A 12,536-nucleotide genomic window follows, 5' to 3' on the forward strand; every position below is an offset into this window, starting at 1 on the left:
GGCTTTTGCAAGGGGTGTGCCCGGTTGGGCGGAGGCGCGGAAACAGGGAGTTGGCGAGGTTAAGAAAAACGCGGGCGCACCATGAGCGGTCGCATCATGAGGATTGGTGCGAGGAGATGCTCTACATTGGGGCGCGGGGTTGAAGCCTTGGCATGACTCTGCTTGTGAATACAGACCCGTGGCGAGGGAGCTTGCTCCCGCTGGGCTGCGAAGCAGCCCCCATTTGGCAAAGTCATCAGCGATTGCCCCAGAACTCAGAATCCGGGGGCGCTTCGCACCCCAGCGGGAGCTTGCTCCCTCGCCACGGTTGGCGTCAGCCTGCCTTTATCGGCGCCGCATGAGTCCGATGAAAAACAGCCCGCCGATAGCGGCTGTAGCGACACCAATCGGCAAATCTTCCGGGGCGATCAGGGTACGGGCGGCGACGTCCACCCAGACCAGGAACAGGCTGCCCAGCAGCACGCAGGCCGGCAGCAGCCGACGGTGCTCGGCGCCTACCAGGCGCCGGGCAATGTGCGGCACCATGAGCCCGACGAAGCCGATCGAGCCGCTGATGGACACCAGCACACCGGTCATCAGCGAGGCGATCAGAAATATCCACAAGCGCACTCGCGCTGCGTTCAGGCCCAGGGTCACGGCGGTCTGCTCACCGGCCATCAACGCATTCAGCGGCCGGGCCATGCCTAGCAGCAACACCAGTCCGAGCAGTACGCTGACGGCCGGCACCGCCAGCAATTCCCAGCGCGCCAGGCCCAGGCCGCCGAGCATCCAGAACATCACCGCCGAGCTGGCGCGATGGTCGCCGAGAAACAGCAACAGATTGGCCGCCGCCATCATCACGAACGACACCGCCACCCCGCACAGCAACAGGCGATCGCTTTCCAGGCGACCCTGGCGACTGGCAATCGCCAACACCAGCAACATACTCAGCAGTGCACCGATGAACGCAGCGAGGGGCAGGGTCAGCAGGCCGACGATTTCGCCGACATGCAGCACCACGATGACCGCGCCCAGGGTTGCGCCGGACGTGACCCCCAGCAAGTGCGGGTCGGCCAGCGGATTGCGCGTGACCGCCTGCAGCACCGCGCCGATCAACGCCAGTCCCGCGCCCACCAGGGCGCCGAGCAGCAGGCGCGGCACGCGGATCAGCCAGACGATGTGCTCCTGGCCGGGCGTCCAATGGACGTCGCCGATGCCCAAAGCCTTGTTCAGCAGGATGTCCCAGACCACGGCCACCGGCACCCGCGCCGGGCCGAAGCCCAGGGACACCACGCACGACACCAGCAGCAACGCGCCGAGCAGCACCAGCAGCGCGCCATAGCGACGATCGTTCATGGACGTTGAAAACCCTTCGCCAGGGTTTGCACCGCCAGCACGTTATCGATCCCCGGCGTGGCCTGGACGTAGGGGATCACGATGAAGCGCCGGTGCTTGATCGCGTCCACCGATTGCAGGGCCGGGTTGTCCAGCAGGAACTGCTGCTTCTGCTCGGCACTGACTTCGCCGTAGTCGACGATCACGATGACCTGGGGATTGCGCTCCACGACGTTTTCCCAATTGACCCGGGTCCAGCTGGTTTCCACGTCGTCGAGAATGTTGCGACCGCCGGCGGCGTCGATCAGCGCTTGGGGCATGCCCAGACGGCCGGAGGTCATGGCCCGGTCTTCGCCGCTGTCGTACAGGAACACCCGAGGTCGATCCGCTGGCAGCTGCTTACGGACCTCGGCCACTTGGGCCTGCATCGTTGCAATCAGGGCTTCGGCGCGATCCTGCACATCGAAGATTTTTCCCAGGTTGCGCAGGTCGTTGTAGGTGTCTTCCAGCGACGCCGCCGGACGTTTCATCACGAAGGCGCAGGACTCGGTCAGTTCATACACGTTGATGCCCAGCGGTTGCAGGGTCTGCGGCGTCAGGTCGCCGCCTACACGCATGCCATAGTCCCAACCGGCGAAGAAGAAATCCACGTTGGCATTGAGCAGGGTTTCCACCGACGGGTACTTGGCTGCCAGTTCCGGCAGGCCGTCGAGGATCTTCGCCATCTCGGGCGTCACCGATTTCCAGCCACTGATGCCGCTGTAGCCGACCATGCGCGGCTTGAGCCCCAGGGCGAGCATCATCTGGGTCATGTTGATGTCGTGGCTGACCGCGTGCCGGGGTGCCTGGTTGAACTGCACCTGGCGGTTGCAGCTCTGGATCGTCAGCGGATAGTGGGTGGCCTCGGCCAGGGCCTGGGCACTGCCCAGTAGCAAGGGCAGGAGCAGCAGAAAACGCAAAGTCATGGTTGGGTTATCCAGGTGATTCGGGGGTAGCCGGACAGCGGATGCTCGTCCACCAGCGCCTGCACGCCGAACACCTCGCGCAACAGCTCGGCGGTGAGGACATCACTCGGTGTGCCGCTGGCGACGATGCGCCCGTGTTCGATCACGTACAGCCGGTCGCAGAACGCGGCGGCCAGGTTCAGGTCGTGAAGGCTGGCGAGGGTACCGATGCCCAGGCCCTTAATCAGTTGCAGCAGTTGCAGTTGATAGTGCGGGTCGAGGTGATTGGTCGGCTCGTCGAGGATCAGCAGTCGTGGTTGCTGGGCCAGGGCGCGAGCCAGGATCACCCGCTGCTTCTCACCGCCCGACAGCGTGGCGAAGGCATGCGCGCCGAAGCCTTCAAGCCCGGCCGCCGCCAGTGCCTGGAGCACCAGGCGCCGGTCGTCATGGGTGTCGGTGTCGAACAGACCTTTGTGCGGCGTGCGGCCCATGGCGACCACTTCTTGTACCGTCAGGCCAAAGGCTTCGGGAAACTCCTGCAGCACCACGGCGATGCGTTGTGCGCACCAGCGTGACGACTGTTTCCACACATTGTGATGCTCGAATTTCACCTCGCCACGTTCCGGCCGGCTGAAGCGATAGGCGCAGCGCAACAGGCTGGTCTTGCCGCTGCCATTGGGCCCGATCAACCCGACGAACTCCCCGTCCGCCACCTGCAACGTGACGTCATGCAGCTGGAACTGGTGATGGCAATGCCCGTGGCCCAGGGGTGTCCAGGCGAGGTGGGAGAGGGTGAGCGAGGTCATGCGTGTACTCGAAGTCTTTGGTGGCGCGCACATCCCCTGTGGGAGCGAGCTTGCTCGCGATAGCGGTTTGTCTGTCACACCAATGTTGATGTGCCGACGCCATCGCGAGCAAGCTCGCTCCCACAGGGGGCTGTGTTTGCAGTTCGGTAGCGGGCGCGATTGTAGAGCCTTCGCGCCGCTTGCCGTTAACTCACTGTGTTCAACTTGAAGATGAAGCCACCTCAGGCTGGCGATTGATCCGGGTGACGAGCCGGTCCAACAGCCATACCACCACCAGCGACGCCCCTACCAGCGGGAACACCACCGCCAGGGCAAGCATGATGAATACGCCGCCCTTCCAGGTCGGCAGGTCATGACGCAGCGGCGGTACGCCGAACTTGCCCTGGGGTCGGCGCTTCCACCAGATCACCAGGCCACTGACGGCGCTGAGCAGGATCATCAGGCAGATCAGCAGAACGATGATCTGGTTCAGTGGCCCGAACATCTTGCCCTCGTGCAGCATCACACCGGTCTCGGTGGCGCGGGCCACCAGGCTGTAATGCTCCCAGCGCACATCCGCCAGGACTTTACCGGTGTACTGGTCCACATGCAGGGTCGCGTCGTTGCGCGGGTCGTCGGCGAACACGGCGATGGTGAACACACCGCCGGCGGTGGTCGGCAGGGTGATGCTATAGCCCGGTTCGACGTTGCGTTGCGTGGCGATGTCCTGCACCGCTTGCAGGCTGACGATCGGGGCCGCCGGGCCTTCATGGGCGCCACCGTGGGCCATGTGTTCGGCATGGTCGCCGGACATCGGCATCGGCGTGTTCTCCATGGCCCAGGGTACGGTCTGGCGGTGGGCGTTGTTGAGACTGCCGGCCTCGACGTCGGACTTGGGCACGTCATTCCACATCGCCGCCGGAAAGCGGTTCCACAGGTCGGCGTATTGCTTGCCCCAGAAGCCGGTCCAGGTCATGCCGCTGAGCAGCATCACCAGCAGGAATGCCGCGCCCCAGAAGCCGACCACCACGTGCAGGTCGCGCCACAGCAGGCGCCCGCGAGCGCGCCAGCGGGGCCACAGCACCCCGGCCGTCGATTGCCCGCGTGGCCACCACAGGTACAGCCCCGACACCACCAGCACCACGCCCCAGCCGGCGGCCATTTCCACCAGGCGGTCGCCAACCGTGCCGATCAGCAACTCGCCGTGAATCGCCCGCGCCATGGCTTGCAGATTGTTTTTCGCATCCTGCTCGCCCAGGACGTCGCCATGGTACGGGTCGATGAACACGTTCAGTTCCCGGCCCTTGTCGATCACCACGAACTGCGCGCTGCGCTCGGCGTTGACCGGTGGCAGGTACTGCTTGACCTTGCCTTGCGGGTAGGCCTGGCGAACCTGCTTGAGCAGGTCGTCCGCCGCCAGGCTGTGGTGCCCGGCGGGTACGTTCAGCAGGCTGCCGTACATCAGTGGATCGAGCTGCGGCTTGAACAGATAGATGATACCGGTCAGGGCCAGCATCACCATGAAGGGGGCGACGAACAGCCCGGCATAAAAATGCCAGCGCCAGGCGAGGTTGTAGAAATTCGGTTTCGGTTGGCTCATGAAAAAGCGCTCCGCAGGCAAATTGGGTTGTTATGTAGTGCGGTAAAACAAAGACCCTGTGGCGAGGGAGCTTGCTCCCGCTGGACTGCGCAGCAGTCCTGGTTTTTTCGGTCGCTACGCCCGCGGCGTCGGACCGATCGAGCGGGAGCAAGCTCCCTCGCCACAAGAGGTCGGTGTCAGGCCTAGAAACTCATATCCACCTTCGTCCAGAGCGTGCGCCCCGGTTCGTTGATGGCTTGCGGGTCGTTCGCCGGGAAACCGAACCCGGCGTTGCCGGCCAGGTTCAGGTGCTCGGCGTAGGCTTTGCCGAACAGATTGTCGACGCCGCTGCTGACCTTCCAATGCGGGTTGATGCGATACGCGCCATTGAGGGAGAACACGCCGAAGCCCGCGCTTTTGCCGTAGTCCTTGCCCACCACGTTGCCCTTGTTTTCATCGACGCGATGCTGCGCCGCCACCACCCGCCACAGGGCTCCGGCGCTCCAGCGGTCTTCGCTGTAGGTCAGGCCCAGGCGGGCGTCCAGCGGTGGCATCTGCGCCAGGGCCGTGCCGTCGCTGCTGTTCTTGCCCCAGGCATAGGCCAGGGTCGCATCGGCTTTCCAGCGCTCGGTCAGCTTGTAGGCCGCGCCCAGCTCGCCGCCCATGATCCGTGCATCGATGTTCTCGGCCCGCGAAGTGCTGCCCATCATGCCGGGGGTGTAGTCGAACAGGATGTAGTCGCGGACCTGGCCGATGTATCCCGATGCCCAGGCTTCGAGGGCATCGGTCTTGTATTGCAGGCCGAAGTCGAGCTGGGTGGTTTTCTCCGGCTTGATCGAGTCGAAGGCATTCAACGAACCGCTGGGGCCGGCGTTTGGCGAGAACAACTCCCAGTAATCCGGAAAGCGTTGCGCGTGGCCCAGCCCTGCGTACAACGTGGTCGGGCTGTCGGCCAGGTCATGTTCGTAGCGTACGAAGCCACTGGGCAGCGTGTCGGCGCGGGTGTCGTCGGCGGTGGGGTTGGGGCGGGCCGACATGCCGGAGCCGACAGTCTGCCGGTAGTCCTTGGCCGACGCTCGGTCGAGCCTGGCGCCGGTGATCAGCCGGTCGCGGTCGGCTGCGTACCAGGTCAGTTCGCTGAACATGCCGTAGTTGTGGAAATCGGCGTCCTTGGTCCGGGGCAGGTCCTTGTAGGTGTCGATGCCCATGCTGCTGCGCTGGCGATGCTCGTTGGTCTGGGCGTCCAGGCCGCTGATCAACTGCACATCAGCCCAGCGCCAGGTGGCCTTGATGCGGGCGCCGAGGGTCCGGCGGTCGACGTTGGACGCCATCGGCCCGGCCATCATCCCGGTGCCGGACGGCGTGCGCAGCGTGTAGTTGTCCATCACGTGGTCGGCGTAGTTGTAGTAGACCTGGGCCTCGATCTTGTCCAACACCTCGCCGAGGTTCGAGCGCTCGAAACGCAGCCCGAGGCTTTCGCGCTTGAACTGCGCGCCGTCCATGCCGCGTCCGGCGTATCGCGCCTCACCGTCGCCCTTGCCGGCGGTCAGCTCCAGCAAGGTATCGGCATCCGGCGTCCAGCCGACCGTGACGTCGCCGTTCCACTTCTCGTAGCGCGACGGCACCGTATCGTTATTGCCGTCACGGTAGTCGTCGGAATGCGCAGTGTTGCCGATCACCCGCACATAACCCAGCGGTCCACCGGCGGCGGCATCCACCACCTTGTCGAAGCGGCCGTTGGAACCGGCCAGCACGCTGGCGTTGACCCGCGTGCCGAGTTCGCCGAACTGCTCCGGTTCGCGGTCAAACAGGATGGTCCCAGCCGATGAACCGGGGCCCCAGAGTACGGTTTGCGGGCCCTTGATGACGGTGAGCTTGTCGTAGGTCTCCGGCGAGATGTAGGACGTCGGCGCGTCCATCCGCCCTGGGCAGGCGCCCAGCAACATGCTGCCGTTGGTGAGGATATTCAGCCGCGAGCCGAACATGCCCCGCAGCACCGGGTCGCCGTTGGTGCCGCCGTTACGCACCAGGGCAAAGCCGGGAATGGTCTTGAGGTAGTCACCGCCATCACTGGCCGGGACCGGCTGGCGTGGGTCCTTGGGATTGGTGACGACCGTCAGCGGGGAACTGGGGGCGATGGCGGTAATGACCGTCGGGCTCAGCTCCTCGACCTGGGTCTCATGATGCTCGTGCTCGTCGGCAAGCACATGGGGTGACAGCAGCAGGCCGCACAGCGCGGCGACCGTATGGCGAAAACGAACCCGTGGCTCGTTCGGGGGGCAGCGAACCTGGGCAGTGCCCAAAGCGATGCCAGCAGAAATCCTGGACATGATGATTCCATCGAACAGACGTAAACGACACGGTCGGGCAGCCTGGGGCTGTCTTGTGCGACCGGGTAAGTAAGTGCCGGGGCTTACGCGTCGAGGGGCGGGGCGCGGGTGCGGGCACCCGGGAAGAATGAGGCGCGGGCATGGCCCAGCCGTGGAGAAGGGGCGGTAAAACTGTTGATTTGTGGTGTGTCGAAAACGGCGAAGGTCTGGCCGCCAGGCAAGGCCGGGCAGTTGAACAGCAGGCTGCAATAGCCGCATTTTTCCCACAGCGCATGGTGCTCGCTCTGGGGCCGGCAGTGTTTGGCAGTCGGTGCTTTATGGTCGCCATGGGCACTTGCCGACATGTCCATATCCATGTCCATTGGCATGGACATGTTCATGACCGGCGACATGCGCTGATCCATCGGCATCGACTGAGAAATCAGTGGACCGATGAAGATCATCAGCATCGCGAACAGGCTGATCCAGCTGCCGCGCGCCAGGCTCATGGATGGGCGGCGGGGCGTGGACAGTCTGGTGCGAGGAGATTGCACGGGCGGCTACGTCTACTGGGCGTGCACGTGCGTCTTGGTGCCGTCGGGGGCTTTTTTCTGCACCGCTACATCCACGACAACGTCCCCGGCTTTCTGGAAATGCAACGTCATGGGAAAGCGTTTGCCATCGCTCAGCAGGCTGCGGTCCTTCAGGTCCAGCAGCATCACGTGATAGGCCATCGGCGCGAAGGTCACGGTCGCGCCCGGGGCGATATCCACCACCGGCACCGGTTGCATCTTCATCAGGTCGTCTTGCTTTACATGCTCATGAAGCTCGGCTTTGCCGGCAATCGGCGAGTCGACGCCGAGCAGCCGGTCGGCGTTGGAGCCGGCGTTATGGATCACGAAGTACGCGGCCACGGTCGGCGCGTTCGGCGGCAGTTCCTGGGACCACGGGTGGGCGATCTCAAGCTCGCCCGCTTTGTACTGGTGGGCCTGGGCGAAGCCGACAGGCAGCAGCAGGGCGGCCAGCAGGATGAGTCTGTTCAACATGGCAATTCTCCGAAACGATTCAAGGCGCAGGTTTTGCGGGAAGAATCAGGCCGGAGGCGAGGCGCGGGGGTTGAGACTGGGCCATTGCTGGCGGGGCGTGGGGTTATCGAACGATGGCGGGGCGGCGCCTTGGTGGGCCAGTCGTGCGTCCAGATACAGCTGTGGCGTGTTTGCGGCCAGCGCCACCAGCGCGGCTGAACCGGCGCAGCACCAGCAATGCTGCATGTTCGAATGATCGTCTTGCTGCGGTGCGCTCTGTTCGAGCTTGCCGAGGGAAACCGCCACGCTCTTCGTGCCACCCGAAGAACAGAAACTGCCCCACAACAACTGCTCCGACGGAGCCTCTGCCCTAGCGACAGCGCTGCCGGAAAGCGGCATGGCGAGCATGTTGAACAGCACTGCGAAGCAGGCGATCCAGGCAAATGCAAGCCGTTGTCGGGACATGGGCGAATCCGCTCGATTGGGCGATCAGGTGGCGGTATTTAGCCTGATCGGGGGGTAGAAGTAAAAAAGCCACGTGCGGTGTAGGGTCGCAGGGCTTGGATTAACAGTAGCAATAGATTGTCGGGTGCGTATTGGTGCGGTGACGGAGCCAGTGTGCATTTCTCAATGCGCCGGAATAGCGTGAACCTGCATATCCACTTTCAAGGTCGTGCGGATAACCGCAAATATCGCTGCCAGATTATCCATGCTTGGATTGCCCTTGGCTGAGAGCATTCGATGCAAGCTCTTGCTCGGCTTGGAGGTTTCCTTCGCCAGCTCTTCGAAACCAACAGTGGCATTGACGAGATCACGGAGAATCATTCGCGCCATTTCCGGCTCTCCATTTAAAAATAGAGTAGCGGCCTCATCCAGCAAAATTTGCGCAAACTCAGGGTCGCGCTTGGCGCGTTCGGCAATCGTATGTTTATAGCTTCGAGTGAGAGCCATTGGGTTACCTCATGTTCTTTTCTGCCCGCTTCCGTGCTCGGAATTCGGCAATTAGAGTTTTTGCTTGCTTGATGTCTTTTTTCTGGGTGGACTTGTCACCGCCACCAAACAAAATGATCAGACGTTTACCTTCCTGGACCAAGTACACGCGATAGCCTGGTCCCCAATTAATGCGGTACTCGCCCAAACCGTCGAACCATTTGATGTTTGAGGTATTGCCCATCTCTAACCGCATCAGGGCGCTAGACACTTTATATGCCGCCAGGGCATCCAGATTGGAATACCAGCGTTGGAAGGGGCTTGTGTCGTTGTCTTGGATATATTCTTCGAGTGAGATCACGTTCAGCCTTGAAGGTAACAAATAGGTTACTGTTCATGCAAGGCCGAGATATTGGCTCATGAGCCTGAAGGTGCCAACGCCTCAAGTGTTTCTTCAAAAGTCCAAAACTCCCGATCAACAGCCGGCAACACCGGCCGCTTCAATATCAGCACCGGCACCCCAAGCTCCCGGGCCACTTCCAGCTTTGGCTCGGTGGCGCTGCTGCCGCTGTTCTTGCTGACCAGCGCATCGATCTGGCGCCGCTGGAACAGCTCGCGTTCGTCTTCGAGGCGGAACGGTCCACGGGCGCCGATGACTTCGCAGCGTTCGTTGCCGGGGTAAACCTCCAGGGCGCGCAGGGTCCAGAATTGATCGAGGGGAATTTCATCCAGATGTTGCAGCGGTTCGCGGCCAAGGGTGAACAGGGGGCGGCGGAAGGGTTTCAGGGCCTGGGTCAGTTCGGTCCAGTCGGCAACTTCGCGCCAGTCATCGCCGGCTTGGGGCTGCCACGCCGGACGGCGCAGGGCCCAGCACGCGATGGCGCAGGCACGGGCTGCCTCGGCGGCGTTGTGGCTGATTTGTGCGGCGTAGGGGTGGGTCGCGTCGAGCAGCAGGTCGATGCCTTGCTCGCGGATGAATTGTGCCAGCCCTTCAGCCCCGCCATAGCCGCCCACGCGGACCTGGCAGGTCAGGTCCGTCGGGACGCGACCGATGCCCGCCAGGCTGTAGATGTGTTGCGGCCCGAGCGTGCGGGCGATGGCCAGCGCTTCGGTGACGCCGCCCAGCAGCAGGATACGGTTCATTTCAGTGATCCAGCGTGGCCGACGATCCCGCCCTGGCGGTCGATGGCGAAGACTTCGACCTGGACCTGCGGCGGCACGACGCTGCGGGCGAAGGCCAGGGCGTGCTCGCACACCGCGTCACCGAGGGCGATGCCGGCGGCGCTGGCTAATGCCAGGGCTTGCTGGCTGGTGTTGGCGTCACGGATCTGCTGTTGCAGGGGCGCGTCGGCGCCGATTGCGGCTGCCCATTGCGCCAGTTGCGGCAGGTCGATGCTGGAGTGACGGCTGTGCAGGTCCATGTGGCCGGCGGCGAGTTTGCTGATCTTGCCGAAGCCGCCACACAGGCTGAGTTTGTCCACCGGGACCTTGCGCAAATGCTTGAGCACGGCCCCGACAAAGTCGCCCATTTCAATCAGGGCGATTTCCGGCAGGTTGTAGACCCGGCGCATGGTGTCTTCGCTGGCATTGCCGGTGCACGCAGCGATGTGCAGGTAACCGTTGGTTTTCGCCACATCGATGCCCTGGTGGATGGACGCGATGTAGGCCGCGCAGGAAAACGGCCGGACGATGCCACTGGTGCCCAGGATCGACAGACCTCCGAGGATGCCCAGGCGCGGGTTCATGGTTTTCAGCGCCAGCGCCTCGCCGTCCTCGACGTTGACCGTGACCTCGAAGCCGCCGGCATAGCCCGTATCAGCGGCGAGCCGGCCGAGGTGATCGGTGATCATTCTGCGCGGGACCGGGTTGATCGCCGGTTCACCGACATTCAACACCAGCCCTGGCCGCGTTACGGTGCCCACGCCGCGCCCGGCGACAAAACGTACCCCGGTTTCGGCGATCAATCGCACCTGGGAAAACAGCAGGGCTCCGTGGGTCACGTCCGGGTCATCGCCGGCGTCCTTGATCGTCCCGGCTTCGGCGCCCTGCTCGGTGCGTCGACAGAACTCCAGGCGCATCTGCACCTGCTTGCCTTTGGGCAGGACGATTTCCACGGCATCGGCGTCGATGCCGCACAGTAATAGCCGGGCCGCCGCCAGGCTGGTGGCCGTGGCGCAGCTGCCGGTGGTCAGGCCGCTGCGCAGGGGCGCGGGCTGTTCGGCGGTTTCGTCACGCATCGGCAGGCTTCGTCAGGTCCAGCAGGGTGATCGGCAGGGCCTGGCGCCAGGTATCGAAATCGCCCAATGGCTGGGCCTGGGCGATGTGGATCCGGGTCAGTTCGCCGCCGTGGCGTTCGCGCCAGTTCATGAGGGTCATCTCGCTTTGCAGGGTCACGGCGTTCGCCACGAGCCGGCCACCGGGCTTGAGGCGGGCCCAGCAGCTATCGAGCACGCCTTCGCGGGTGACGCCGCCACCGATGAACACGGCGTCCGGCGGCTCCAGGTCGTCCAGTGCCTGTGGAGCCTTGCCGCGGATCAGTTGCAGGCCGGGCACGCCGAGGCTGTCGCGGTTGCGCTCGATCAAGGCTTGGCGGCTTTCATCGGCTTCAATCGCCAGGGCTCGGCAGCTGGGGTGGGTGCGCATCCATTCAATGCCGATAGAGCCGCTGCCGGCGCCGACGTCCCATAGCAGCTCGCCGGGGGTCGGCGCGAGACGGGCCAGGGTGATGGCCCGTACGTCGCGCTTGGTCAACTGGCCGTCATGCTCGAACGCGCTGTCCGGCAACCCGGCCAGGCGTGACAGGCGCGGCGTCGAGGGTTCGGCCCGGCATTCGACGGCGATCAGGTTGAGGTCTGCAACGAGCGGGTCGGACCATTGCGCGGCGTAGCCTTCGATCCGCCGCTCCGCGCCACCGCCCAGGTGTTCCAGGACCGTCATGGCGCTGGGGCCGAACCCGCGCTCGCGCAGCAGCGTCGCCACGGCGGCCGGGCTGTGCCGGTCGTTGCTCAACAACAGCAGCCTGACGCCGGTGGATAAGTGGGCATTGAGCACCGCCAGGGGGCGCGCCACTAGCGATAGGGTCATCACATCCTGCAACGGCCAACCCATGCGCGCCGCTGCCAGCGAACAGGACGATGGGGCAGGGATGACCTGAATCTCGTCGCCTGAAACCTGTTTAGCGAGGCTGGCGCCCACGCCGTAGAACATCGGATCGCCGCTCGCCAGCACGCACACCGCCTCGCCTCGACGGGCCAGCAGCGGCTCCAGGGAAAACGGACTGGGCCATAGCTCCCGTTCGCCGCGAATACACCGCGGCAACAGGGCCAGTTGCCGGGTGCTGCCGATAATACGCGACGCCCGCAGCAAAGCATGCCGGGCGGTGCGGCCCAGGCCCTTGAAGCCGTCTTCGCCGATGCCCACTACGGTCAACCAGGGCGTCATTTTTGTTCCTCGACTGGATCTGTTTGATAGGCAGGCTGATGCCCGCGAACCGGGCCGTCATCATACCGTGAGTGTTTGGTTAAGGTTGCGTTCGATCCATAGCGGTCTGGCAGTCGACCTGGATTTCTGTGTTCATATCCATTGCTGCGGTAACGGCGGCTTAGGGTTCCGCCCTGACGGCGGCTTACTTTTGATAGAGCGCAAAAGTA

Annotated in this window: 13 protein-coding genes; all 13 read right to left on the bottom strand. The window is 63.9% G+C overall.

Going from position 1 to position 12,536, the window contains the following annotated elements:
- Window positions 1-324: 324 nt before the first annotated feature.
- A complete protein-coding gene (locus ACLEJR_RS04560) occupies window positions 325-1,335 on the bottom strand; it encodes a FecCD family ABC transporter permease (RefSeq protein ID WP_440812411.1) in 1,011 nt (336 codons plus the stop codon).
- Window positions 1,332-2,279 (bottom strand): ABC transporter substrate-binding protein, encoded by a 948-nt coding sequence (locus ACLEJR_RS04565; protein WP_440812413.1) that lies wholly within the window; start codon window positions 2,277-2,279, stop codon window positions 1,332-1,334. Before ACLEJR_RS04565 ends, ACLEJR_RS04560 begins: the two co-directional genes overlap by 4 nt.
- Window positions 2,276-3,064, bottom strand: a complete 789-nt coding sequence (locus tag ACLEJR_RS04570) for an ABC transporter ATP-binding protein (protein WP_440796556.1) — start codon at window positions 3,062-3,064, stop codon at window positions 2,276-2,278. The genes ACLEJR_RS04565 and ACLEJR_RS04570 overlap by 4 nt, the downstream gene beginning before the upstream one ends.
- A 199-nt stretch (window positions 3,065-3,263) precedes the next feature.
- Entirely contained in the window at window positions 3,264-4,643 is a 1,380-nt protein-coding gene (locus tag ACLEJR_RS04575; protein ID WP_440812414.1) for a PepSY-associated TM helix domain-containing protein, read from the bottom strand.
- Window positions 4,644-4,825: 182 nt separating this feature from the next.
- Complete coding sequence (locus tag ACLEJR_RS04580) at window positions 4,826-6,952, bottom strand: TonB-dependent copper receptor (protein WP_440812416.1); 2,127 nt, start codon at window positions 6,950-6,952, stop codon at window positions 4,826-4,828.
- An 83-nt stretch (window positions 6,953-7,035) separates the two neighbouring features.
- Window positions 7,036-7,440 carry a DUF2946 domain-containing protein gene (locus tag ACLEJR_RS04585; protein WP_440812418.1) on the bottom strand — a complete coding sequence of 135 codons (405 nt, stop codon included), beginning with the start codon at window positions 7,438-7,440 and terminating at the stop codon, window positions 7,036-7,038.
- Between the two features lie 57 nt (window positions 7,441-7,497).
- Complete coding sequence (locus ACLEJR_RS04590) at window positions 7,498-7,977, bottom strand: copper chaperone PCu(A)C (protein WP_440812419.1); 480 nt, start codon at window positions 7,975-7,977, stop codon at window positions 7,498-7,500.
- Window positions 7,978-8,022: 45 nt separating this feature from the next.
- On the bottom strand, window positions 8,023-8,421 hold the full coding sequence (locus tag ACLEJR_RS04595; protein ID WP_440812421.1) for a DUF2946 domain-containing protein: 399 nt from the start codon (window positions 8,419-8,421) through the stop codon (window positions 8,023-8,025).
- A gap of 162 nt (window positions 8,422-8,583) precedes the next feature.
- Window positions 8,584-8,907, bottom strand: coding sequence for a helix-turn-helix domain-containing transcriptional regulator (locus tag ACLEJR_RS04600; protein ID WP_440796562.1), 324 nt, complete (start codon window positions 8,905-8,907; stop codon window positions 8,584-8,586).
- Window positions 8,908-8,911: 4 nt separating this feature from the next.
- On the bottom strand, window positions 8,912-9,247 hold the full coding sequence (locus ACLEJR_RS04605) for a type II toxin-antitoxin system RelE/ParE family toxin (RefSeq protein WP_440796563.1): 336 nt from the start codon (window positions 9,245-9,247) through the stop codon (window positions 8,912-8,914).
- Between the two features lie 56 nt (window positions 9,248-9,303).
- Window positions 9,304-10,029: a cobalt-precorrin-6A reductase gene (locus tag ACLEJR_RS04610; protein WP_440812424.1), complete on the bottom strand. Its 726-nt coding sequence runs from the start codon at window positions 10,027-10,029 to the stop codon at window positions 9,304-9,306.
- A complete protein-coding gene (locus tag ACLEJR_RS04615; protein WP_440796565.1) occupies window positions 10,026-11,123 on the bottom strand; it encodes a cobalt-precorrin-5B (C(1))-methyltransferase in 1,098 nt (365 codons plus the stop codon). The genes ACLEJR_RS04610 and ACLEJR_RS04615 overlap by 4 nt, the downstream gene beginning before the upstream one ends.
- On the bottom strand, window positions 11,116-12,327 hold the full coding sequence (gene cbiE / locus ACLEJR_RS04620; protein WP_440812425.1) for a precorrin-6y C5,15-methyltransferase (decarboxylating) subunit CbiE: 1,212 nt from the start codon (window positions 12,325-12,327) through the stop codon (window positions 11,116-11,118). Before cbiE ends, ACLEJR_RS04615 begins: the two co-directional genes overlap by 8 nt.
- Window positions 12,328-12,536: the final 209 nt, after the last annotated feature.

Origin of the sequence: Pseudomonas sp. SMN5, from assembly GCF_052041925.1 — a bacterium.
Lineage (GTDB): Bacteria > Pseudomonadota > Gammaproteobacteria > Pseudomonadales > Pseudomonadaceae > Aquipseudomonas.

Excerpts from the sequence above, each read along its gene's own strand:
- cbiE (WP_440812425.1), bottom strand. The coding sequence starts at position 12,327 with ATGACGCCCTGGTTGACCGTAGTGGGCATCGGCGAAGACGGCTTCAAG.
- ACLEJR_RS04600 (WP_440796562.1), bottom strand. The coding sequence starts at position 8,907 with ATGGCTCTCACTCGAAGCTATAAACATACGATTGCCGAACGCGCCAAG.
- ACLEJR_RS04580 (WP_440812416.1), bottom strand. The coding sequence starts at position 6,952 with ATGTCCAGGATTTCTGCTGGCATCGCTTTGGGCACTGCCCAGGTTCGC.
- ACLEJR_RS04590 (WP_440812419.1), bottom strand. The coding sequence starts at position 7,977 with ATGTTGAACAGACTCATCCTGCTGGCCGCCCTGCTGCTGCCTGTCGGC.
- ACLEJR_RS04565 (WP_440812413.1), bottom strand. The coding sequence starts at position 2,279 with ATGACTTTGCGTTTTCTGCTGCTCCTGCCCTTGCTACTGGGCAGTGCC.
- ACLEJR_RS04595 (WP_440812421.1), bottom strand. The coding sequence starts at position 8,421 with ATGTCCCGACAACGGCTTGCATTTGCCTGGATCGCCTGCTTCGCAGTG.
- ACLEJR_RS04570 (WP_440796556.1), bottom strand. The coding sequence starts at position 3,064 with ATGACCTCGCTCACCCTCTCCCACCTCGCCTGGACACCCCTGGGCCAC.
- ACLEJR_RS04560 (WP_440812411.1), bottom strand. The coding sequence starts at position 1,335 with ATGAACGATCGTCGCTATGGCGCGCTGCTGGTGCTGCTCGGCGCGTTG.
- ACLEJR_RS04610 (WP_440812424.1), bottom strand. The coding sequence starts at position 10,029 with ATGAACCGTATCCTGCTGCTGGGCGGCGTCACCGAAGCGCTGGCCATC.
- ACLEJR_RS04585 (WP_440812418.1), bottom strand. The coding sequence starts at position 7,440 with ATGAGCCTGGCGCGCGGCAGCTGGATCAGCCTGTTCGCGATGCTGATG.
- ACLEJR_RS04575 (WP_440812414.1), bottom strand. The coding sequence starts at position 4,643 with ATGAGCCAACCGAAACCGAATTTCTACAACCTCGCCTGGCGCTGGCAT.
- ACLEJR_RS04615 (WP_440796565.1), bottom strand. The coding sequence starts at position 11,123 with ATGCGTGACGAAACCGCCGAACAGCCCGCGCCCCTGCGCAGCGGCCTG.